Here is a 22,190-nt window from a genome sequence, read left to right on the forward strand (position 1 = left end):
TTTCTTTGTGCAACAGCTTCGCCGCTGATACGCCTGTACAAACGCCTGATGGCGATACGCCCATTAGCGCGATCAAGGAAGGCGACCTCGTCCTGGCGTATAACGAGGCATTAGGCACGACGGGGACGTACACCGTCACAGATGTCCTGATCCACAACGATCCGCTGATCGAAACGCTCACCCTCAATGGCGAACAGATCGAGACGACGCCAGAGCATCCCTTCTACGTGCTAATGCGTGGCTGGGTGGATGCGGGCAAGCTACGTCTGGGCGACAGTGTGCGTAAGCAGGACAGCAGCTACGGGACGGTAGACCAGAAGGCGATTGAACGCCGTACCCAGCCGATGTACAATCTCACCGTGGACACCGCCCACACCTTCTTCGTCGGTGAAGCAGGCTGGCTGGTGCATAATGTTGATTGTGCAGGCAACACTAAAGTTTATCATGGGACAGATGCTGCTTCTGCTGCTGACATTGAAGCGAATGGACTTAACGCCAACAAGTGGCAGAATGCTGGTGGTAGCCAGGTCTATGATCAAAAAGGCTTTTCTGTCACCACGGATCCCGAAATAGCACAACAGTGGGCAGAATGGCGGGCAATGGAGCGAGGTGGCAAACCAGTCGTGCTAGAAGCAGATCGTGCAACTCTACAAAATGTTTTACACGATACGCATCCCCAATATAGTATCGATCCTTTTGAACTCTTTATTGCTCCAAGGGATTTTTCTAAAGTACGTGGTGGTGTTTTTCGTCAAACTAATGCAGAGTAAGAGTTTGCGCTACAGTAATAACACTTGGTACTGTAGTGCATCTCATGCAAGAGTGACCTTGAATATTATAAATTCGAGCCACTTTTGATAGCCTTATGCAACAGTAATCAGAGGAGCTAAGTATGAATATTGCAGCCGAAATTGATTATTACGGATCAAGTGTTGCTGTGTTTGACCCTCAGAAAGTACTCGAACGGCTTTCGGAAGCATTCCCGATGGTCACTATCGATTACCAGGATCTAGCACAAAATGAAGTAGATAGCCTTATTGATTTTCTTGACACAAATAAGACTCCTGAACCGAGACGCGGTCACATGCTGCGCCAAATTCAAGGTAAGGCCAGCAGGATTGGTCCAGTTTATAGTTTCTCTCTAGATGTTCCAGAGCAAGGGATCTTGAGTGGTAAAGCTGGACGCTATCATGTCACGTTTTTTTTCGAGCGTAGCTTAAATAGCGCAATAGAACAGGCAATTATTCGGTTTCTTCAGTCGCTTCAGTTAGGTACGATAAGAAGCGATACTGAAACCTTATACTTTCGAATGCCGCACCCAGAGTATCCAGAATATTGGGTTCTTGGAACAGACTTACCTTCTCCTACTCAGCTGTAGCCAAATTTATCCATAATTTTGAGGCAAAAGTGACGAGTAGCTTCACAGGTGATGCTTTTGGCATTAACCAGACTGGCTGCAGATGGGTAATCTACCTCGTATGTATTAATGTCTATCTTGCGCGTGTTTGTTTCATTTAGAACTCCATCAAGAAGCGTTGTTTTGTCACACATATGTACAGAAGTCGATGATAAACTCGCGATAGTTAGATTACCCATCAATTGGTATTGACTAAACCTCGACACCGATTACAGCGAACGGGTCGTCCGAGTGCATTATTGATTGATCAGGTTGCGCACTGCATTGCCCTGTACTCTCAATGCTTGCATTGTTTATAGTTTGCGGAATACCAGCTTCGGGTTGCACTAAAAGAGGTCGCAGCTTATCAAATACTTCTAACGCTAAATCCTCCACCAACAGTCCAGCTACCTCGCGATCCATTCCATCTAGGTCAAGCCCGGCAGCCTCAGCACCCAGAATGATCAGGGCACGGGTTGCGGCATTCACCGGCCCGGCCTGATCGATGAGCGCGCGCAGCGCCGGGCTGACCCGCACCGGCAGCATTTTCAGCTTCGTTGTCATCAAGTGACCCTAGCGCTGGCTAAGCGTCGCGCCAGGCGCGCATAGCCCCGCGCAATGGCGGTCTGCGGCTGCGGTACGACCTGGGCATGCTGGAAGCGGCGCTGGATGACACTGACGAGTTGCTCTATCTCCGCACCACCACCGCCCAATAGCACCGCATCGAATTGCCCACCGCTGCCCCAGGCCTCGACCAGACGCGCAGCAATCGCCTCACCGTTTTCTCGCAGTGGTCGATCCCAGCCTGCGGGAAGCTGCCGGGATTTCGCCGCTATTACCACCTCGCCTGCGCGTATGGCCTGGTCAGTCTCATAAAGCGTAAGCTCGCGCTCGAAGGCGGCGCTGAGATGAGCACGCATCTGCTGAAGCGGGCGTGCAGTTCCAAGGTTGTAGGTGTCCAGGCTGGTGGGAATGGGCACGAGCTTGCGCAGCACCGCCACGTCGACCGTGTGGTGCCCCAGGTCGATCACTGCGACTTGCCCATTGAGCAAGGCCGGGTCGCCGACGATCTGACCGTGGTTGTCCAGGGCAGCAGCATAGACCAGTCCCAGTGGTTCGGGAATGACCCGAATGCCCGTGTAGCCACTGTGCGCCGCGCGCAGGTGCTCGCCCAGCAGCTTGGCCTTCTCGACATCACTCGCCCAGGTCGCTGGGAGACCCGTGACGCAGTAGCCGGGGAGCCCACTGTTCATCACGCCTAGCCGCTGGAGCGCGCCATGCACCAGCACCGGAATAAAGGCTGGGTCGAGGAGACGCTCCTGCGCCAGGATGGTGAGCGGCGAGGGTGCCAGCAGGGCATCTTCGCCGACCCACCAGGTGGCGTTCGCATGCTCGACCGTTTCAGCCCTGGCAATCGCGCCAGCAACCATTCGCGCGGCACGACCAACCATTGCGGGGAAGATGACCGGCTCGCGCTCCACGCCGTCGCGGTCGATGATGACGTACTTCACATAGCCATGCCCAATGTTCGGGCCGTGTCCTGCCAGGTTCATGGTGTTATCCCTTTCGCTGCTGGTCAGATGCTGTTGTCGTGCTCAACCGGCGGCGGTAATCTGCCGCCTGGATAGGAATGACCTCCCCATTGATCGCGGGATCGTACATACGTGAGGCGATGCGCGGGTCAAGCTGGTCGAGCCGCACATTGCTGGTGAAGATGGTTGGTAGTCGCTCGTTGTAGCGATGGTTGATGAGCTGGTAGAGCTTTTCCCGCGCCCACAGCGTTGCGCTCTCGGTACCCAGATCGTCCAGCACCAGCAATCCCACGTTGCGCACCAGGTCGAAGCGCTCGTCGTAGGAAACGGTGCTTTCCGGGCTGAAGGTGGCGCGCAGGTGGTCGAGCAGGTCGGGTACGACCACGAAGAGCACCGGCACGCCGTGAGCGAGCACCGCGTGGGCGACCGCCGCAGCCAGATGCGTCTTACCACAGCCGTAGGGACCAAGCAGGGTCAGCCAGCCCTCCGGGCGACGTGCAAAGGTTTCTGCTCGCTGGTAGGCGACCTGGACACCAGGCACAAGCTGGTCAAAGCTGGCGAAGGTCTTGTCCCGAAATGCCGCCAGGTTGCTCAGACGCTCTAGCTCCGCCCGGCGCTTGCCTTCGATCTCGGCCTGCTTGCAGCGGCAGGGAAAGAGCTTCGCGAAGTCGGGATGCCCATATGGCACCTGCCTAGTCAGCCAGCCGAACCCATCGCACGCCGCACATGCTTCGGGTTTGGTGGGCTCTTCGGTTTCCTGGGCTGACCCTGACTGAGCGAGCAGGCGAAAGTCGGCCATGCTGATGGGCTGTGGCGTCTCAGCGTCGGGCGCTGCGTGCAATGAGCGCACGGTACACCTCCTCGTTGCTGTGCTGAGAATCGTCGACTACCTTCCTGCGCGCGATTCGCTCCAGGGCTTCCGTCTCGCTCACACCTTCCGTAAGCAGCGTGAAGAGCTCCAGCAGCGCCTGCCCACTGGTCCCTGGCGGAGCAATTGCGCGAGCCCGCTCCGCAAGCAATACCTGGTGTTCGTTGTCGGGTGGAGCTTCAACCGGCGCGATATGCCGCCATGCTTGGCTCATGTCCTTGCGCTGCGCATGTGCTGCCCAGCGCTCCAGCTCGTCAGGGAGGGGCGGAGATAGTCGCTGCTTCATCTGCGTGATAGCGAAGCCAACCGGGTCGGTGAAGCGTGCCTGCATGCCTGGATGGCTGACCACTGCCTGCCACTGCGCAATGAGCGCTACCGGAACACCTGCGAGCGCCGCCAGGTTTCGCACGCCCATGGCGCGGAGTATGGCTTCGACTTCGGGACTGACGGCAGCGCTGGTTGCCGGTTTTTGCTGATGCTGCTGAACGAGCGAACTACCACCGCCACCTCCCTGATCCCCTGGCGGTGGATTCATTCCTTCCGTCCTTGAATTCCATGAATCCCATGCATACGATGTGCTTGTCTCACGTACACGGGCTTTTGGACGTTCTGGAAGGGAATACACGATGGTTCCTGACGCAGGCTTTTTCGATCCGCTCGCTGATCTGCTCAGTGATCCGCTAAGCGATCCGCTAAGCGATCCACTCGGTGATTCGCTCGCTGATCTGCTCTGGCAATCACGCTCGTCATCGGAGAGATCACCGTCTGAAGACCGCCGCAATCTGCGCCAACCGAAGGTACTGAGGCGAATAGTGGCCTGCTCACCTTCCCCTCCACATCGCACATGGCCATCAGCCACTGCGGTGAGCAGGTCATCCAGATTTTGTGGTATCTGAGGCTCGCCGTCTCGCAGCAGCCCAAACTGCCACAACCGCTCCGTTGGCATGATCTCAGCAATTGTCGCAATCGCGTATGTCCCGATGTCAACGAGATCGAGCAGCGGATGGTCGAAGTAGCGTGTAATCAGGGCGGGTCGCCGCCCTGGCTGTGCGTCGCACCTTCCCAGGTAACTATCGAGGAGGTCGAGCGGAACACGCCGCGTATGGACATCAGCAGGTTTTCCAAGTCGTAGATCGTTGAACTGCCAGCAGTGGTTGCCCCAGGTCGGCAGCAGGCGAAGTTTGACCGTTTGCTCCCGTAGAGCGAGGAGCCAGCCCGTGGCAATGAGCTGCTGAATGCGTCGCATAATCGCGGCACGGCTATGATGGTTGCCAGACCATGCTGCCAGGTCATTTGCGGAAAGTGGTGCAGGGCCGCGCTCGGTCAGTGCGCAACGGGCGACTGCAATGTAGACTCCTATTGCCAATGGGTCGTACACGAACGCTCGTAGTAGTTTTTCGGGAATACGCAGATAAGGCCGCACCCGTTCGGCGATGGGTGCTGCGATCTGTCGTTGATTAGAGGTAGGCAATAGCTGGCCCACCTGCTTCGGAGAGGACATCAGAGAGTGCTCCTTCACACCTGGAAGGCGTCTTGACACGCGATTCCGTGGGTGCTCTAGTGAGCGGCAACACGAGGCCGGGTGGCTGAAAAGCTTCAGCTACCTGCGCAGGGGGAGGCTCTTCGACGGGTTTGGCAGCCGGTGTCGATGAGCCTTTTTGCTCCCATGTTATTGCTCACGGCAGAAGAGTTTATCCGAGAGTAATCAGGCAGGCGCTAAGGTGGTATCGGTGCCGGAAGGTGTGGGCAATCTCCAGGTCTTGGAGGCACCTGGTAGCTACTACGTTCTCGCAAGCGCATCGGGTATCTGGTGAAAAGAGACGGGGTAGGTCGTTCCGACGGAGATCGAAGGTTCGATTTGTGCGCACGTGTACATACGTAATAGCGCTTCAGGATGCGGTCAATAGCTCCGGTTTCATGTAGCCAAACATGTAGCCAAAGTGATGAAAATGGGCGTACATGGGCGGATGTGGGCAGATACCCGATCCTGACTAGAATGCGGAAAAGTACGTGTGCGGACACGCGCGAATTGGCCCAAATCTGACTTCCAAGCAGAATGTCGTCGGTTCGAGCCCGATCACCCGCTCCACATTTTAAGGCATTAGGACGCGATCGGCGACCATGGCTGATCGCGCCTTTTTGCCCGTTTACCCCCCTCATGTAGCCAAAAATGTAGCCAAACGTGTAGCCAAACTCCGCGAATTCGTGAGTACAACGGCGTACGCTGGCACGCGGAATTTTGAAAAGTGCCACTGCTTTTTCCAAAAAGGGCATGTGTAAGGCGTTCTCGGAGCGCTGGTTTGCGGCATCAGGAAAGCCCAGAACGGCACTACGCTCAATATGCCTTTCATGTGAAACAGATGCATGATACCCCTGGTCGTTAAAATGTAACGGCATAGCTGTACCTCTCGCTTAAACTTTTGCGCTCCCGCAGGGTCTTTAGCCCCTTCTGGGGTTTCGCTGGCGGCTCCGGCTTTGCCGTGTCTTCGTCAGTCGCCTGGAACAGGCTATCCATCGCTCTAGCTGCCACACGGCGGGTTTCCGGGAGCACATGCCCATAGGTATTCATGGTCAGCCCGATCTGGGAGTGTCCCATGATATCCATCACGATGCGCGGGTGAACGCCCTGCGCGATCAGCATGGTTGCGCAGGAGTGGCGTAGGTCGTGAAAGCGGATCTCTGGTAAGCCCGCCTGCTCCAGCACCGCCTTGAAGTGGCGCACCAGGCTGCGCGGCTCCAGTGGCGTGCCGCGCTCCGAGGGAAAGACCAGCCCATGGTCTTCCCAGTCCTCGCGCCGTGCGCGCTCTTCAGCCTGGCGCTCTGCATGCATAGCCAATACGCGCTCGACTTTGTTCGGCATGGGCAGCACGCGCACGCCGCTGCGGGTCTTGGGCTGGGCAATCACGATCCTGTCCCCAACGCGCTGGATCGTCTGTATGACCTGCAGCGTATGGGCCGCAAAGTCAATGTCTTGCCAGCGCAGCCCCATGATCTCGCCCTTGCGCAGCCCGAGCAGCAGCGCCACATGGTAGAGCGCCTCATAGCGATGCCCGGCTACAGTGGTGAGCAGACGCTGCCCCTGCACGTGACTGAGTACCGCCATCTCCTTACGCTCGACCCGTGGCGTCTCGACCAGGATGGCCACATTGCGCATAATCAGCCCCCAGCGCAGAGCCTGGTTGAGCGCGCGCTGTAAGACGGACTGCGCGTACTCCACCGTGCGTGCGCCCAGCGGCCCGCCGTTGCGTCTGCCGCGCGTCAGGAGATCGTTGATAGCTGCCTGAACCTGCTCCGGCGAGAGCCTGGAGAGCTGGTAGCGACCCAGTCGTGGAATAAGGTAGCGCTGCACAACCTCCGTATAGCTGGCTGCCGTTTTGGGGCGTCGGTGGGGCCGCACGATCGTATCCAGCCAGCGGTTGAGAAACTGCTCAACCGTCTGCCGCTCGACCACCAGCGACACCCCCGCAGCCTGATCGCGCTGTAGCGCCCTAAGCTTGTCGGCGACATCCTTGCGCGTTGTGCCGTACACGGTCTTGCGGCGACGCTTGCCATTCACAAAACCCAGATCGACCGTAGCGCACCACTTCCCGTCACTTTCGCGCTGGTAGATGCCACCCTCGCCTTTTCCTCTGCGACTACTCATTGGGTCCGTCTCCTATCAGGCGTATGAATATCTCCAGTCTGTCTGGAGAGCGAGTCGTCCAAGACGGCATGTGCAATGCGCCTGGTCGTCGTATATATAATGGAAGGAGCTGCATCTCTCCCTCTGTAGCGGTGTCCTGGATTGGCTCTGTCATCCCATGGAGTGCCGCACTTGACAGAAAGCACAAAACGCCCGACACTCTCCGCAGAGAGCATCAGGCGTTTTGGAAAGCTATGCTGGGCTATGGCTATTGGCGCGCAGGCGTATGCACAGGTATACGTGCGGACAGGCGACGAAAAGCGCTCCTGAAAGCCCTGAACATCCCCTCCTGCATGTAGCCAATCATGTAGCCAGAGGGACAAAAATGGGCAGATAGCGGCGAACGAGATGTTCCCACAAAACCTGATTGGAATGCGGAAAAAGATGCCTGCGAACGCGCGCGGATGGCGCTGCGCCGGACTGTTAATCAGTAGGTTCCAGGTTCGAATCCTGGTCGGGGAGCCAGCATCAGAAGGCCCTGGACAATGGCGTCCGGGGCTTTCGCTTTGTCCTTTTTTTGGGCGTATGCGATACGCCTTTGCCCAGGGCGCTTCGCCCCGTACCCTCGCTCTGGGTATTGAGTCGGGGCCTGCGCGGCCCCGTTCCCCGCGGTTAGGGGGCTTTTCGCAGGCCGCTTCGCCCCTACACCTCGATGGGTGGTTGAGTCGGGGCCTGCGCGGCCCCGTTCCCCGCGGTTAGGGGCGGCCGCCCGCCCCTAACAACCCCGCCGTCGGGGCGCTGCCCCGAACCCCAAAAAGAGCGTGGCCGGCTGACGAAATGATCTGCGTTCATGCCTCCGTTGTGCTCACCGCCGGCATCAAACGATCAGTGAAAGAGTGGATATAGAAAGCTGGTACATCATCATTCGACTGTTGCCAGCTTTTGGCACAACGGAGGCATGACAGACAAGCTTGACCTGTGATACCCACATCAAATTTGGGGTTCGGGGCGATAGCCCCGACGCCGGGTGCCGGGGCGGCGTGAGCCCCTGCGGCCTTGCGGCCTGAGCAAACTGGTATACTCGCAGGTACTGCGTAGGTGGGGCGCGGCGGACACGCAGGTCCGCCCAGACATCCAAATACAGACAGCGTATAATACGCTGCACGGCGACGTATGCAATACGCCGCGACCACTTCGCCCGTGAGAAAGAAAGTACCATGAACCTCCAGGAACTCAACCTGCGCAAGCTCTTTGCGCTGCTTGGTCTGCTCTTCGTCGTCGCGTCGGTTGGCGCGATCTTTCTTGCGCCGGGCACCTTCTGGAACTGGGGGCTGCTGCTGGTGGCGCTTGCGTTTCTGTTTCTTTCGCGCCGTGCGGCGTAGCCTCCCGCGTTTGGCGGGGAGCTTTGCCCCTGCACCCCGCTCGGGTGATTGAGTCGGGGCCTGCGCGGCCCCGTTCCCCGCTCTGGGTATTGAGCCGGGGTCTGCGCGGCCCCATTCCCCGCGTTTAGGGTGCTTTTTGCTTTTTATCGGGCGCTTCGCCCCTCTGCCCCAATCGCGGTATTAAGTCGGGGCCTGCGCGGCCCCGTTCCCCGCGGTTAGGGGCGGCCGCCCGCCCCTAACAACCCCGCCGTCGGGGCGCTGCCCCGAACCCCAAAAAGAGCGTGGCCGGCTGACGAAATGATCTGCGGTCATGCCTCCGTTGTGCTTACAGCCGGCATCGAAAATGAATGAAAGAGTTGATTAGAAAGCTGGTACGCCATCATTCGACCGTTGCCAGCCCAATGGCACAACGGAGGCATGACAGCCAAACCTCGCGCTTGATACCCACATTAAATTCGGGGTTCGGGGCGCAAGCCCCAGCGCCGGGTGCAGGGGCGGCGTAGCCCCGGCGGCCTTGCGGCCCGAGCAAACTGGCATGAAGCTGGCACTGGCAAAGATGCAAAAGAAGGCACTGCGGCCTGAGCAAATTGGCATGGGGCAGGCACTGCCTGCGGCCCTCGCGGCCCGAGCGAGTTGCAAATTCCCCCACTATCGCTACCATAGGCGCACACCGTTTGAAGGAAGCGAGAGCACCTGTGAAATTCACCCCTGCCGAGGCGGCGCAGGCCGCCCGAACGCTCTATGGCATTGTGGCGGAAGCCCAGCCGCTGCCCGGCGAGTACGACGACAACTTCCACCTCCAGGCTGCCGACGGCGCGGTCTATGTGCTGAAGATCATGCACGCCGACCGCGAGGCTGCGCTGATCGCGGCGCAGTGCGGCGCACTGGCGCACCTGGCCGAGCGCGCGCCCGAGCTGGCGCTGCCCCGCGTGTTGCCCGCGCTCGACGGCGCGACAATCTCCGCCATTACCGATGCGAGCGGCGCGGCGCGGCTGGTGTGGCTGCTGAGCTACGTGCCCGGCGAGCTGTACGCACACGCCCGCCCGCACACGCCCGCCCTGCGGCGCAGCCTGGGCCAGCTGCTTGGCCGCATCGACGCCGCGCTTGGGGATTTCGAGCACCCGGCGGCGCATCGCGAGCTAAAGTGGGATCTCCTGCGCGCCGGCTGGGTTCGTGAATCGCTCGATGCCGTTGCCGCGCCCGAGCGGCGCGCGCTGGTGGCGCAGGCGCTGGCGCTGTACGATGAAATTTCGCCCACGCTGGCCGGGCTGCGCCAGAGCGTGATTCACGGCGACGCGAACGATTACAACGTGCTGGTCGGCCCGCCCGGCATTGCCCGCGCCGCGCTGAGCGTGATCGACTTTGGCGACATCATGCACACGGCCACGGTGGGCGAGCTGGCGATTGCGGCGGCCTACGCCGCGCTCGGCACGCCCGATCCGCTGGCGGCAGTGGCCGAGGTCGCGGCGGGCTACCACGCCGCGCTGCCGCTGGCCGAAGAAGAAGTGGCCGTGCTGTTCGCGCTGGTGTGCGCGCGCCTGGCCGTGAGCGTGGTCAACTCCGCGCAGCGCGCCGCCCTGCTGCCCGACGACCCCTACGTGACGATCAGCGAAGCGCCGGCCTGGGACGCGCTCGAACGTTTGCTGGCGAACAACCCGCGCTTTGCCCACTACACCCTGCGCGCCGCCTGCGGCCTGCCGCCCGTGCCGCGCAGTGCTGCGGTGGTCGAGTGGCTGCGGGCGCAGGAGTGCGCGCCGGTGCTGGGTTTCGACCTTGACGCCGCGCCGAGCGTTACATTCGACCTGAGCGTGGGCAGCCTGCTGCTGGGGGCCGACCCGCACAGCGCAGAAACGGCCGCGCTGACCGAAACGCTCTGGCGCGAGATGCAGGAGCATAGCGCGCGCTATGGCATCGGCCGCTACGACGAGCCGCGCCTGATTTACACCAGCCCGGCCTTCGCCTCTGGCGCAAGCGCGCTCGACGAGCACCGCACAATTCACCTTGGCATCGACCTGTGGATCGAAGCGGGCGCGCCAGTCTATGCCCCGCTGGCCGGCACGGTCGAGCTGGTGGCGAACAACGCCGCGCCCAAGGACTACGGCCCGCTGGTGGTGCTGCGCCACATGGCCGGCGACGGCACGCCCTTCTTCACGCTCTATGGCCATTTGGGCGAAGAAACGCTGACGATGGTCCAAGCCGGCCAGCCAGTCCAGCGCGGCCAGCAGATTGGCGTGATCGGCGCGCCGCCCACCAACGGCGACTGGCCGCCGCACCTGCATTTCCAGATCATCACCGACCTGCTCGACTTTGGGCGCGATTTCCCCGGCGTGGCCTACGCCAGCGGGCGCGCATTGTGGCGCAGCCTCTCGCCCGATCCGAACGCGATCCTGGGCATCCCAGCCGAGCGTTTCCCCGCGCCCGCGCCAAGCCTGGGCGAAACACTCGCTGCGCGGCGGGCGCTGCTGGGCGGCAACCTGAGCATTTCCTACCGCGAGCCGCTGAAGATCGTGCGTGGCTGGCGGCAATACCTCTACGACGACACTGGCCGCGCCTTTCTGGATGTGTACAACAACGTGCCGCTGGTGGGCCACAGCCACCCGCGCGTGGTGCGTGCCGCGCAGGCGCAGCTGGCCCTGCTGAACACCAACACGCGCTACCTGCACGACGCGATTGTGCGCTACGCCGAGCGCCTGACGGTCCTGATGCCCGCGCCGCTGCGGGTGTGCTACTTCCTCAACTCGGCCAGCGAGGCCAACGAGCTGGCGCTGCGCCTGGTGCGCACTTTCACCGGCCAGCGCGACATGATCGTGCTCGACGCGGCCTACCACGGCCACACCAACGCCCTGATCGACATCAGCCCCTACAAGTTCAACGGGCCGGGCGGCGCGGGCCAGCCCGATTGGGTGCATATCGCGCTCATCCCCGACGACTATCGCGGCGCGTACCGGCGCGGCGACCCACAGGCCGGGCCGAAATATGCCGCCCACGTTGGCGATCTGATCGCGGGCGTGCAGGCGCAGGGGCGCGGCCTGTGCGGCTATATTGCCGAGACGCTGCCAAGCGTCGGCGGGCAGATCGTTTTCCCGCCCGGCTACCTCGCCACGGCCTACGAATACGTGCGCGCTGCGGGCGGCTTGTGCATTGCCGACGAGGTGCAGGTGGGCTTTGGGCGTTTGGGCACGCAGTTCTGGGGCTTCCAGACGCAGGATGTGGTGCCTGATATTGTGGTGCTGGGCAAGCCGATTGGCAACAGCTTCCCGCTGGCGGCAGTGGTCACCACGCCCGAAATCGCGGCGGCGTTCGACAACGGCATGGAGTTCTTCAGCACCTTTGGCGGCAACCCGGTGGCCTGCGCGGCTGGGCTGGCGGTGCTGGATGTGTTGGAAGAAGAGAAGTTGCAGGCAAATGCACAGCAGGTGGGCGAGTACACCCTCGGCGGCTTGCGAGCGCTGGCCGCCCGCCACACGGCCGTTGGCGACGCGCGGGGTATGGGGCTGTTCCTGGGGCTTGAGCTGGTGCGCGACCGCGCCACGCAAGAGCCTGCCGCCGAGATTGCGTCCTATGTCGTCAATCGCCTGCGCGAGCGCGGCATTCTGGCCGGCACCGACGGCCCGTTCCACAACGTCATCAAAATCCGCCCACCGCTGGTGTTCGCCCGCGCCGACGCCGACGCGCTGCTCGCCGCCCTCGACGATATTCTGGCCGAAGATTTCGCGCGCGTGTGAGGGCGTATGCAATACGCCCGTGCCTCAATGCCCGTGCCTCAATGCCCGTGCCTCAATGCCCGTGCCTCAATGCCCGTGCCTCAATGCCCGTGCCTCAATGCCCGTGCTTCAGCAGCGGGCGTATTGCATATGTCAAGGGCGGGTAAGCCAGGTAGCGGGTAAGCCAGGTATGGGTGTATTGCATACACCCATACCTGGCTTACCCGCCCGGCGCGAGGTGCTGCCGAATAAAGGCCTGCACGCCCGCATCCTGAAAATAGCTGGAATGATCGACGGCGGCGCGAAACTGCTGGTCGGCGGTGAAGGTGCGCGAGCCGGCGTCGATGTCGAGCGCGCTGGCAGTATTCACCACCAGATCATTCGCTTCGCCCATAAACACCTGCATCGCCAGCGCGGCAAATGCCTGCTTGAAGCCCTGCTGCATCACATCCGAAATTGCGAAGCTGGAGGTGACGGCCGCGTAGGGCACGCGATCATTCACGCCCGCCGGGTTGGCCGCATTGATCTGTTTCTGGAAGCCGCTGCCAGGCGTCATGGCGGCGATGCCGGGCAGGTCGAAGGTGCTTTGCGCGGCGGCCTTCAGCACCAGCTCCAGCAGCGCCGGTGCCCAGAAGCCCGCGCCGCTCAGCGTCCCCAGCCAGCTGCCCAGCGTCAGCCCCACCGACACCAGCCGATCCCAGCGCGCCGGTTCGGCCAGGCGTGTGCCGGCGTGCGGCGAGCCAGCCGTGAGCAGGCGGCGCGGGCGGAATTTCGGCGTGCTGTCAATCAGCTCGACCAGGCTGCGGATTACCAGTCCGCCGCGGCTGTGCGCCACCAGATCGACGCTCAGCTGCAGGTCGTCGGGGATCATTTCCAGCAGAGTGCGGGCATTTTCCAGCGGCGTGCGCGTGGCGGTCGGGTGGTCGTAGCCGATCACGGCATCGTAGCCGCTCGCCAGATCGGGCACGAATTGCCCGCCGCCGCTGCCCGCCACCGAGCTGCCAAAGCCGTGCACATACAGCAGCACGCGTCGCTCGCCGCCGGCGGGCAGCAGATTGCGCCACATCTCGAAGCCTTGCAGGCGCTGCCAGCCATTGCTGCCATGCGAAGAAACCACCGGCTCGGGCTCGAAGTGGCGCACCGTCGCCAGCAGCGCTTTGTCGAGCGGGCTGCGGATGACCTGCAACACGCGCTTGGTCACGACGCCAGCCACCGCGCCGCCAATCGCGTCTTCCAGCCCCAGCGTGCGCGCGCGGGCGCGTGGGCCGGGCCCGCCATCGCCAGCGACTGGATGCACCGGGAAGCGCAGCACCGTGGGCGTTTCGTCGCCAAGCGTGCGGGTTGCCACCGTGCCACGCTCGGGCAGCGTCACGTCGTAGATGATGCCGTCGGGCGTGTGTACTTCTTGCAGCAGCGCATACACCGCCGCCTCGCTGGGCCGGTATTCCAGCGCGCCATCGGCCGCTTCGTCGCCAAGCGTGCGCGTGGCGGGCGGCGCCTGCACATCCAGCGTAATTGCCGGCTCGGCGGGCGCAAACACCTGCAGCGGCGCCGTGATCGGCGGCAGGTCGCGCTCGCTCAGCACCGCCGAGTCTTTTGGCGCGACATTCACACTGCCATGCCAGGCCGGCGCTGGCTGCAACTGAAGTTTGGGCGTCAGGTCGATCGGCGGTGAGTTTGGGGGTATTGCGGGCATACGAACCTCCTTGGAATAGTGACATTCCAGTGGTATGCGCCATTGTACCATTTGGCAGAAAAAATGCTTCAGGGGCCTGGCGAACCAGACCCCTGAAGCAAGAGAAGAGAGGAGAAGGAGATAATGGGATTATATCATACCTTTAATAGTTTGCAAGCACCTTTTTCTCCTGATGGCACAGAATATGCTATGCTACGCGCCGCTTGAAAACGCGCACGACGAAAGTGAAGGGAACACATGATCTACCACCTTGCGCCGGCCGAGCGCTGGCACGCCTGGCCCGCCGAACAGCCTTATTTGCCCGCCGAGTTCGCTGCCGACGGTTTTGTGCATTGCACCGGCGAAAGCGATACCATGCTGGCCGTGGCAAACCGCTTCTACCGGGGCGCGCCCGGCGATTTCGTGATGCTGCTGATCGACCCCGAGCGGCTGAGCGCGCCGCTGCGCTGGGAAGCGCCCGCCGACCCCGCGCCGAATGCCGGCCCGCAGCTAGCGCCGCTGTTCCCGCACATCTACGGCCCAATCGACCGCGCGGCGATTGTGGATGTGCGCGCGGTTCAGCGCGCAGCCGATGGCGCGTTTGTGGGCTGGTAGAAGCTATTTCGTCCGATTCTTTACCAGGAAGACACGAAGGCACGAAGACTCATGAATCTTCGTGCCTTCGTGTCTTCGTGTTTATAACAGGAGTTTACCCAACGACGCGAGCGCCCGCGCCGGCGTTGTTCGCAATCGTGAACTGCACGCCCGGCAGCTCGCGCAGCCGCCGCTCGACCTCGGCGCGGTCGGCCGCCGCGCAGATCACATGCACATTCGGCCCGGCGTCAATCGTGAAGTACGATTGCAAGCCTTCGGCGCGCCATGCCCGCACCGCGTGGATCACCGCCAGCGTGCCGCTGTTCCAGTAAAACGAAGGCGGCGTCGAGGTCATGCAGACGACGTGCATGGAAACTGCGTCGGCCTCCATGGTTGTGCCGAGCAGCTCGAAATCGCGGGTGGCGATGGCCGTGCGCGTGGCGGCCATGCGCGCCGGGATCTCGGCCAGGCGCGTGGGGAAGTAGGCGCTGGTGACGGCAAGCTGGTGGTTTTCGGCGCTGCCGATCTTTTTCGCTCCGGCATCGACCACCGCCACCACATCGGCCAGCGCCCAGTGCTCGGGTGGGGCCAGACTCACCGCATACGATTCCGTGTCCCAGCGCCCCGCATCAAATGGCCCTTCGGGAATGACCCACTCGACATAGCCGGTTGGAATCGAGCGGCAAGCCGAGCCCGAGCCGCCGTGGCGCGTCAGGATGGTGAGCTGGCGCTCGTCGAGATCGAGCCGCAGGGCAGCAGCGCCCGCCAGCGTCAGGGCGGCAAACGCCGCCGCCGACGAGGCAATGCCCGCGTCCGACGGAAAGGTGTTGGCCGATTCCACGCGAGCGCACGCCGCCACGCCCGCCAGCCCACGCAGCCGGTCGAGCTGGGCCACCACGCGCTCGCGCGGGCGGCCAGTCGCGGGCGCGGCGGCCTGCCCGAACAGCGTGATCGTCACCTCGTCGTCGGGCAGGTCGGGGTCGAAGGTCACGCTGGTCGTCGTCAGGCAGGTGTCGAGGTTCAGCGAGATCGAGCCGTTGAACGGCAGGGTGCGGGCGGCATCCTGCACGCCCCAGTATTTAATAAAGGCAATATTCGCCGGCGCAATTGCCGTAGCAGAAGTGGTTGTGCTCATAGGCGTTCTCATGCTCCCGTGCAGAATTACGCCATAGCATACCACATCGGCGCGTGCCGCCGTTTGCGCTACTGGCCCAGCAGGTTCAGGCTGCCATACAGCGCCGTGCTGTAGCCCGGGTCGGCCCAGTTCGACCATGTGTAGGGCCGGTGTTCGGCCAGCACGGGCAGGTAGGCTGGCGAGCGCCAGTAGGCATACGCCACCTCCCAGCCCGAGCGGTTCGCTGGCGGTACACAACTATTCGCAGGGTAGGGCCAGGTGCAGCGCTTGGTAAATGCATCCATGACCTTGGGTGCCAGGAAATCCCAGCCGTTTTTCAGCCCCACGCCGCGTGGCGTGCGATAGGTGTACAGCGAGCCGTCGCCCTGCCGCCGCAGGACTTCGGCGAACACGGTTTTCATGCTCATTGCCACCTGGTTGTAGGAAAGCGGGTCCTCGCGGCGATTTTCCTCGGTGATCGAGCCATCGCGGCACATGCCATAGATCCAGTCGTTGTCGATACATGAGTCATCCGCAGTCGCGGCGCTGCTGGTATCCGGCTGGCCGTCGAGAAGCTTTTTCCAGTTGGCGATGGCGGCGCTGCGCTCGCCCGGCAGGTTGGCGTACACCGCCACGCTGAGCCAGAGCAGATTGCCCGCGTCGGCCCAGTTGTTTGTGCGCCGAGCGGCAATTTCGGCCTGCGGCAGCGCGAATTTGCGCAGAAACGCAATAAACTCGGCACGGTCGCCTTCACCCCAGCCTGGCGTGCTGGTGAGCAAATCGGCGCCCCAGATCATGGCCGGCATCAGCCGGCTCCAGTCAAGATTCGATTGTTTTTCGCCACCGTTAATTGTGGTAAGTGTCCGCATCCAGACGCGGATAAACTCAGCGCTCTTGTCGCTATACGCGGTGTTGCCCGTCATTCGGTATGCAACCGCCAGCAGGTAGGCGTTTTCCGACGCAAGATTTAGGCAGTCGTAGCCTTGTTTCACAGTGTTTGTATAAACGCTCACGGCGCAGGGCGTGTCGCCCATGGCCTCGTCCGCGTTTTTGAAGAGCGAACGGACCGCAGTGCGCGCCGGCTCGATCCGCGCATCGTACTGCGCTTTTGCGAACAACAGCTCGCTGGGCTGAATGATCATCCCCAGCGGCGGGCGCGGGCGGCGGGCGATTGGCACAAACACCGTAAATGGCGCTTCTGCGGCGCTGCGAAGCTGTGCGGGTAATAGAGGGGTGGAGGGAATAGGCTGCGCCAGTGCGGCCAACGAAGGAACAAGCGCGAGAACCATCAGGAGCAGTGAACCTACCGTGCGGGCAAGACGATAGGAGAAGCGGCAGGAATGCGGCACGAAATTCTCCTTTTATTCAATTCTTAACAAGCTCCTGGAAGGCGACTCTAGCATATCGGTACAGCCGAGTCAACGTGTCGGAAAGTGATTCCGATGAGAACTTGCTCTCAATCTTTTCATTGCCCGAACGGGTTTACGTGTCAGCGATTCGGAAAGCGGCTACACATGGGGATGTGGATAAGTCGAAAACATGGCGTTGATTTGGCATGATTGGCTCTTGCCATTGCATGAGTTTTTCGGTATGATACGCCCATCGCACAACAGCAAGGAACATCTATGCACCAGCTGCTCCCGCGCATGGCCCCGATCGACGACAGCCCGTTCGAGCTGGCAGACGAGCCGCTTGTGCTCGACCGCGCACAACTGCATGGCGCGCTGACGCGCCTGGCCGAAGCGGCCACCATGCCCGCCATTCGCCAGGGCATCGACGCGCTCGGGGCGCAGCTTGCCGACGCCGCCAGCCCGCTGCGCGCCGCCGAGGGTGTGCGTTTCGCGCCCGACTACCTGCGCGCCGAGCTGGCGCAGATTCGCGCGGCCTACACCGTCGAGCGCGCGCGCTACTACATTGGCCGGCTGATCAAAAGCGTTACCGAGGTGCGTACCGGCGCGGTGAACGACATCAACCTGAATCGCTGGAAGGAATACGAGGATATTTACACCGACAGCCTGTGGGTGGTGAACCGGCGCGACAGCACGGGCGCGCACCACGCCGGCTACTGGGGCAACTTCATCCCGCAAATTCCGCACCAGATGATGCGGCGCTACACCCGCCCCGGCGATTGGGTGATCGACCCGTTTGCCGGCTCGGGCACCACGCTGATCGAAGCGCGCCGGCTGGGCCGCAACTGCCTGGGCGTCGAGCTGCAAGCGCCGGTGGCCGAGCGCACCCGCGCCCAGATCGCCGCCGAGCCCAACCCGCACGGCATTGTCACCGCCCTCGCCAACGACGATTGCCTGGCCGCCGATTACCGCGCCCTGCTTCGCGCCCACGGCCGCGATTCGGCGCAGCTTGTGATCCTGCACCCGCCCTACTACGACATCATCAGGTTCAGCGACGACCCGCGCGACCTTTCCAACGCCACCTCGCTCGACGCCTTTCTGACGATGTTGGGCACGCTGGTCGATCGCGTGAATGAGGTGCTCGACTCGGGGCGCTACCTCGCGCTGGTGATTGGCGACAAATACGCGAAGTGCGAGTGGATTCCGTTGGGCTTCCAGGCGATGAATGAGGTATTGCAGCGCAATTTCCTGCTCAAGAGCATTATTGTGAAGAACTTTGAGCAAACCGCTGGCAAGCGCAGCCAGGCCGAGCTATGGAAATATCGCGCGCTGGTGGGCGGATTCTATGTCTTCAAGCACGAATATATTTTCGTGTTCCGCAAGCGCTAGGCCAGCGGGCAGAAGGCAGTATGCGGCAGGCAGTGAGCAAATTAAGCTCAAACTGCCCCTGCCGCCTGCCACCTGCCGCCTGCCGACTGCCGACTGCCGACTGCCGACTGCCGACTGCCACCTGCCGACTGCCGACTGCCGACTGCTCGCTGCCGACTGCCGCCTGCCGACTGCCGCCTGCCGCCTGCCGACTGCCGACTGCCGCCTGCCGACTGCCACCTGCTCGCTGCCTACAGTTCCACCAGCCCCAATTGCGCGGCACGGCTGACGGCCTCGGTGCGGTTGCCCACGCCCAGCTTGGCCAGAATGGCCGAAACGTGAAATTTCACGGTGCGCTCGCTGATCGTCAGCTCGCCCGCGATCTCCTTGTTCTGCCGGCCACGCGCCAGCAGGCGCAGCACATCCAGCTCGCGCTCGGTCAGCGGCTCGGCGAGGCTGCTTGCGGCCGGGCTGCTGACCTGGCGCAGCAGGCGCGCCGCCACCACCGGCTGCAAAAGCGAGCCGCCGCCGTGCACCACCCGAATCGCCTGAAACAGCTCGTCGCGCGGCGCGCCTTTGAGCAGGTAGCCCTGCGCGCCGGCCTGCACCGCCGCCAGAATGCGCTCGTCGGTATCGAAGGCGGTGAAGATCAGCACGCGCGCCTCGGGCCGCGCCACGCGAATCGCCCGCAGCGCCGCCACGCCATCGAGCTCAGGCAACTCTAAATCGAGCAAAATCACATCGGGCTGCAGCGCGGCCGATTGCGCCACGGCCTCGGTGCCGCTGGCCGCCATCCCAACGATCGCAAAATCCGCCTGGGTCTCGAGCACGGCGCTCAGGCCCTCGCGCACAATCGGGTGGTCGTCGGCGATGAGAATACGGATCGTCATAGATTACGAAAGGGTGAAAGGGTGAAAAGGTGAAAGGGTGAGGCTCTGTTTCACCCTTTCACCTCTTCACCCTTTCAGGTTCCCGGCGTGTAGCCGCACACGATTAATTCTTCGACATTGCCACGCTTGCGCCCGTCGCAGTTGATTTTGCGGCTGGCCAGCACCACGGAGGTGCTGACGGCGTGCGCAGCGTACAGCTCGCGCGACAGCGGCGTGTGCGAGTTGCTGAGCATCACATACACTCCGCGCTCCATCAGCTCATCGAACAGGTGCGCCAGGCGGCGCTGATCGTCGGGGCCAAATGTCTGCCCGGTGTAGTGCGTGAACGACGCGGTCGCGCTCATCGGCACGTAGGGCGGGTCGAAATACACCAGGTCGCCCGGCTCGGCGCGCGCCGCGACATCGCCAAAATCGCCAACAAACAGCTCGGCGCGCTTGAGGGCCGCGCTGGCCGCGCGCATGTTGTCGGGGTCGCAGATCAGCGGGTTTTTGTAGTAGCCAAACGGCGCGTTGAACTGGCCCTTGTTGTTCAGGCGGTACAGGCCGTTGTAGCAGGTGCGGTTGAGGAAAATCGTGCGGGCGGCGCGCTCGACCGCGCCACGCTGCGCGAAATCGGGCCGGCGATCCCAGCCGCGCACATCCATGAAATACTCGCGGTCGAGCCGGTGGCGCTCGTGCTGCTTCAGCGCGGCAATCAGCGCCTCGGGTTCGTCGCGCACAACCTGGTAGCACAGCACCAGCTCGGGGTTGAAATCGCACAGCAGCGCGCCATCGTGGAGGCGGCCGGAGTTATATAAGTGGAAAAACAGCGCAGCGCCGCCCACAAATGGCTCGTGGTAGCGGCGAAACTTGCGCGGCAAACGGCGCGATAATTCGGGCAAAAGCTGGCCCTTGCCGCCCGCCCATTTCACAAACGGGCGCACAGCAGAGAGGGCCTCGATCGCCATCGAGGACTGGGTCATGGTGCCAACCGGCTCTGTTTCGCACGCGGTCAGAGACATGGTCCCGCGACAGCGCTGATACTTCTGAATGCCGGCCGATTATAGCATACCTGGTAACACATTTGTTGCATATATGGACAATGATTCTGCGGCGCTGTATAATACTCGGCACACATTCCACTGGCATCGAGGTGCTATGAATCGCATCGGCACGAATCGCTGGCTCATTCTTGCGGCGGTGCTGCTGGCCGTCTGGCTGATCTGGAGCCGGCTTCGGATCATCTTTGTGGTGCAGCTCAACATCTGGAGCCTGCTGCTGATCACGGGCCTGCTGGCGCTCGGCATCTACGCCGCGCTGCGGCAGTTGCGCGCGCCATGACGAGTGTTTCGACCGAAGAGCCAAGCGCGCGCATTACCACCCCCGAGCGCCCCACAATGCTCGGGCCATCGGTACGCCCGCTCACCGCCACTGAGTTCAACACCGCCATGGTGCACCTTTACCGCGGCGAAGTTGGCCGCGCCAACACCTGGCGCATGCGCCTCGACGGCACCACCAACTGGGCCGTGCTCACCACCGGCGCAACGCTCTCGTTTGGCTTCAGCAGCGAAAAAAACACCCACGTGATGATTCTGGTCAACTCGCTGCTGATCTTCTATTTCATGTATATTGAAGCGCGCCGCTATATGTTCTACGACCTGTGGCGCACGCGCGTGCGGCTGATGGAAACCGAATTTTTCGCCGAAATGCTCACGCCCGAGCGCCCCGACGAGATCGACAACTGGCGGCAGCTGCTGGCAAGCGATCTGCTGCACCCGCGCTTCAGTATTAGCCTGTGGGAAGCGCTGGGGCGGCGGCTGCGGCGCAACTACATCTGGATCTTTGGCGTGCTGCTGATTAGCTGGTGCGTCAAAATTGTGATCCACCCCAACTCGCCGCCGTCCTTCGCCGAGCTGTTTGAGCGCATGCGCATCGGCCCGATCCCCCCGTGGGCTGTGCTGCTCACCGGCGTGATCTTCAACGCATTCCTGGTTGTGCTGGCGATCAGCAGCCCCGAGCGCACCAGCGACGAAACCGCCTCGCGCCAGGAAACGCGCCGCCGCCTCACGGGAGACCGTCTCGCATAGGGCGTCCTGGTGCTGCATTGGCCCGTAAAAGTTGGGTATACGCGTTGTTGTCGTGCGCAAGAAAACTGCCTCTTGAAACTATGTACAATTTATGCTATGATGTCGCCATGTTCAAACGGTTTGGTTGCTACGAGATGCCTCAGACCCCGCCTGCGCCCCAGGACGTGTGTTCCCCGCTCATCGTTTTCCCAAGCCTGCTGGACAGCGAGTTTTTTTCACTACAAGGAGTAGGCGAGCGATGAGCTACGCGGACAAGACCCTCACGTGTCGGGATTGCGGTTCGGAATTTGTCTTCACAGCGGGCGAGCAAGAGTTCTATGCCCAGAAGGGCTTCACCAACGAGCCCACGCGCTGCCCGGCTTGCCGGCAGGCGCGCAAGGCATCGGGTGGCGGGCGCAGCAGCAGCTACAGTGATCGCGGTGGTTACAGCGATCGCGGTGGCTATGGCGACGACAGCTATGGTAGCAGGGGCGGCTACAGCAGCGGCGCGCGCGAGATGCACACCACCACATGTGCTTCCTGCGGCAAAGAGGCCAAAGTGCCGTTCGTGCCCCGCGGCGACAAGCCGGTGTACTGCTCGGATTGCTTCCAGCAGCAGCGCCGCGCGACTTCGCGCTGGTAAGCACCACC

19 protein-coding genes are annotated in these 22,190 nt (G+C 62.2%); 9 read left to right on the plus strand and 10 right to left on the minus strand.

Annotated elements, in window-relative coordinates:
• Positions 1 to 5: 5 nt before the first annotated feature.
• A complete protein-coding gene (locus M1P90_RS31135) occupies positions 6 to 770 on the plus strand; it encodes a polymorphic toxin-type HINT domain-containing protein (RefSeq protein ID WP_483699646.1) in 765 nt (254 codons plus the stop codon).
• A gap of 122 nt (positions 771 to 892) precedes the next feature.
• Positions 893 to 1,378: a hypothetical protein gene (locus M1P90_RS31140; RefSeq protein WP_483699647.1), complete on the plus strand. Its 486-nt coding sequence runs from the start codon at positions 893 to 895 to the stop codon at positions 1,376 to 1,378.
• A 231-nt stretch (positions 1,379 to 1,609) separates the two neighbouring features.
• On the opposite strand, the gene M1P90_RS31145 is transcribed toward M1P90_RS31140, so the two are convergent.
• The 5 genes from M1P90_RS31145 to M1P90_RS31165 all read right to left on the minus strand — a co-directional run bounded on the left by M1P90_RS31145 (position 1,610) and on the right by M1P90_RS31165 (position 7,439).
• A complete protein-coding gene (locus M1P90_RS31145; RefSeq protein ID WP_483699648.1) occupies positions 1,610 to 1,960 on the minus strand; it encodes a hypothetical protein in 351 nt (116 codons plus the stop codon).
• A complete protein-coding gene (locus M1P90_RS31150; protein WP_483699649.1) occupies positions 1,960 to 2,949 on the minus strand; it encodes a hypothetical protein in 990 nt (329 codons plus the stop codon). The genes M1P90_RS31145 and M1P90_RS31150 overlap by 1 nt, the downstream gene beginning before the upstream one ends.
• A 4-nt stretch (positions 2,950 to 2,953) precedes the next feature.
• Positions 2,954 to 3,778 carry an ATP-binding protein gene (locus M1P90_RS31155; protein ID WP_483699650.1) on the minus strand — a complete coding sequence of 275 codons (825 nt, stop codon included), beginning with the start codon at positions 3,776 to 3,778 and terminating at the stop codon, positions 2,954 to 2,956.
• The gene (locus M1P90_RS31160) at positions 3,747 to 5,297 is read right to left on the minus strand and encodes a hypothetical protein (RefSeq protein WP_483699651.1); all 1,551 of its coding nucleotides are present in this window, start codon (positions 5,295 to 5,297) and stop codon (positions 3,747 to 3,749) included. Before M1P90_RS31160 ends, M1P90_RS31155 begins: the two co-directional genes overlap by 32 nt.
• Positions 5,298 to 6,176: 879 nt before the next feature.
• The gene (locus M1P90_RS31165; protein WP_483699652.1) at positions 6,177 to 7,439 is read right to left on the minus strand and encodes a tyrosine-type recombinase/integrase; all 1,263 of its coding nucleotides are present in this window, start codon (positions 7,437 to 7,439) and stop codon (positions 6,177 to 6,179) included.
• A 1,196-nt stretch (positions 7,440 to 8,635) separates the two neighbouring features.
• Between M1P90_RS31165 and M1P90_RS31170 the strand changes: the two genes are divergently transcribed.
• Positions 8,636 to 8,800 carry a hypothetical protein gene (locus M1P90_RS31170; protein ID WP_483699653.1) on the plus strand — a complete coding sequence of 55 codons (165 nt, stop codon included), beginning with the start codon at positions 8,636 to 8,638 and terminating at the stop codon, positions 8,798 to 8,800.
• Between the two features lie 695 nt (positions 8,801 to 9,495).
• Positions 9,496 to 12,525 carry an aminotransferase class III-fold pyridoxal phosphate-dependent enzyme gene (locus tag M1P90_RS31175; RefSeq protein ID WP_483699655.1) on the plus strand — a complete coding sequence of 1,010 codons (3,030 nt, stop codon included), beginning with the start codon at positions 9,496 to 9,498 and terminating at the stop codon, positions 12,523 to 12,525.
• Between the two features lie 199 nt (positions 12,526 to 12,724).
• Here M1P90_RS31175 and M1P90_RS31180 read toward each other — a convergent pair whose 3' ends face one another.
• On the minus strand, positions 12,725 to 14,200 hold the full coding sequence (locus M1P90_RS31180) for a DUF7379 domain-containing protein (RefSeq protein WP_483699656.1): 1,476 nt from the start codon (positions 14,198 to 14,200) through the stop codon (positions 12,725 to 12,727).
• 237 nt (positions 14,201 to 14,437) lie between these two features.
• Here M1P90_RS31180 and M1P90_RS31185 point away from each other — a divergent pair, with 237 nt between their 5' ends.
• Positions 14,438 to 14,794, plus strand: coding sequence for a DUF952 domain-containing protein (locus M1P90_RS31185; RefSeq protein WP_483699657.1), 357 nt, complete (start codon positions 14,438 to 14,440; stop codon positions 14,792 to 14,794).
• Between the two features lie 94 nt (positions 14,795 to 14,888).
• On the opposite strand, the gene mvaD is transcribed toward M1P90_RS31185, so the two are convergent.
• Entirely contained in the window at positions 14,889 to 15,908 is a 1,020-nt protein-coding gene (gene mvaD, locus M1P90_RS31190; protein ID WP_483699658.1) for a diphosphomevalonate decarboxylase, read from the minus strand.
• Positions 15,909 to 15,976: 68 nt separating this feature from the next.
• Complete coding sequence (locus tag M1P90_RS31195; RefSeq protein ID WP_483699659.1) at positions 15,977 to 17,236, minus strand: alginate lyase family protein; 1,260 nt, start codon at positions 17,234 to 17,236, stop codon at positions 15,977 to 15,979.
• Positions 17,237 to 17,512: 276 nt separating this feature from the next.
• Between M1P90_RS31195 and M1P90_RS31200 the strand changes: the two genes are divergently transcribed.
• Positions 17,513 to 18,625: a TRM11 family SAM-dependent methyltransferase gene (locus M1P90_RS31200; protein WP_483699660.1), complete on the plus strand. Its 1,113-nt coding sequence runs from the start codon at positions 17,513 to 17,515 to the stop codon at positions 18,623 to 18,625.
• Between the two features lie 230 nt (positions 18,626 to 18,855).
• Here the strand turns inward: M1P90_RS31200 and M1P90_RS31205 are convergent, their stop codons facing one another.
• The gene (locus M1P90_RS31205; protein ID WP_483699661.1) at positions 18,856 to 19,494 is read right to left on the minus strand and encodes a response regulator; all 639 of its coding nucleotides are present in this window, start codon (positions 19,492 to 19,494) and stop codon (positions 18,856 to 18,858) included.
• Between the two features lie 74 nt (positions 19,495 to 19,568).
• On the minus strand, positions 19,569 to 20,495 hold the full coding sequence (locus tag M1P90_RS31210) for a DNA adenine methylase (RefSeq protein ID WP_483699662.1): 927 nt from the start codon (positions 20,493 to 20,495) through the stop codon (positions 19,569 to 19,571).
• Positions 20,496 to 20,631: 136 nt separating this feature from the next.
• On the opposite strand from M1P90_RS31210, the gene M1P90_RS31215 reads away from it, so the two are divergent.
• From M1P90_RS31215 to M1P90_RS31225, 3 genes are all read left to right on the plus strand, one after another.
• Positions 20,632 to 20,814, plus strand: coding sequence for a hypothetical protein (locus tag M1P90_RS31215; protein WP_483699663.1), 183 nt, complete (start codon positions 20,632 to 20,634; stop codon positions 20,812 to 20,814).
• Positions 20,811 to 21,560 carry a DUF2270 domain-containing protein gene (locus tag M1P90_RS31220; protein ID WP_483699664.1) on the plus strand — a complete coding sequence of 250 codons (750 nt, stop codon included), beginning with the start codon at positions 20,811 to 20,813 and terminating at the stop codon, positions 21,558 to 21,560. Before M1P90_RS31215 ends, M1P90_RS31220 begins: the two co-directional genes overlap by 4 nt.
• A gap of 238 nt (positions 21,561 to 21,798) precedes the next feature.
• Entirely contained in the window at positions 21,799 to 22,182 is a 384-nt protein-coding gene (locus M1P90_RS31225) for a zinc-ribbon domain containing protein (RefSeq protein ID WP_483699665.1), read from the plus strand.
• Positions 22,183 to 22,190 lie beyond the last annotated feature (8 nt).

The sequence above is a fragment of the Kouleothrix sp. 19917 genome (genome assembly GCF_057073505.1).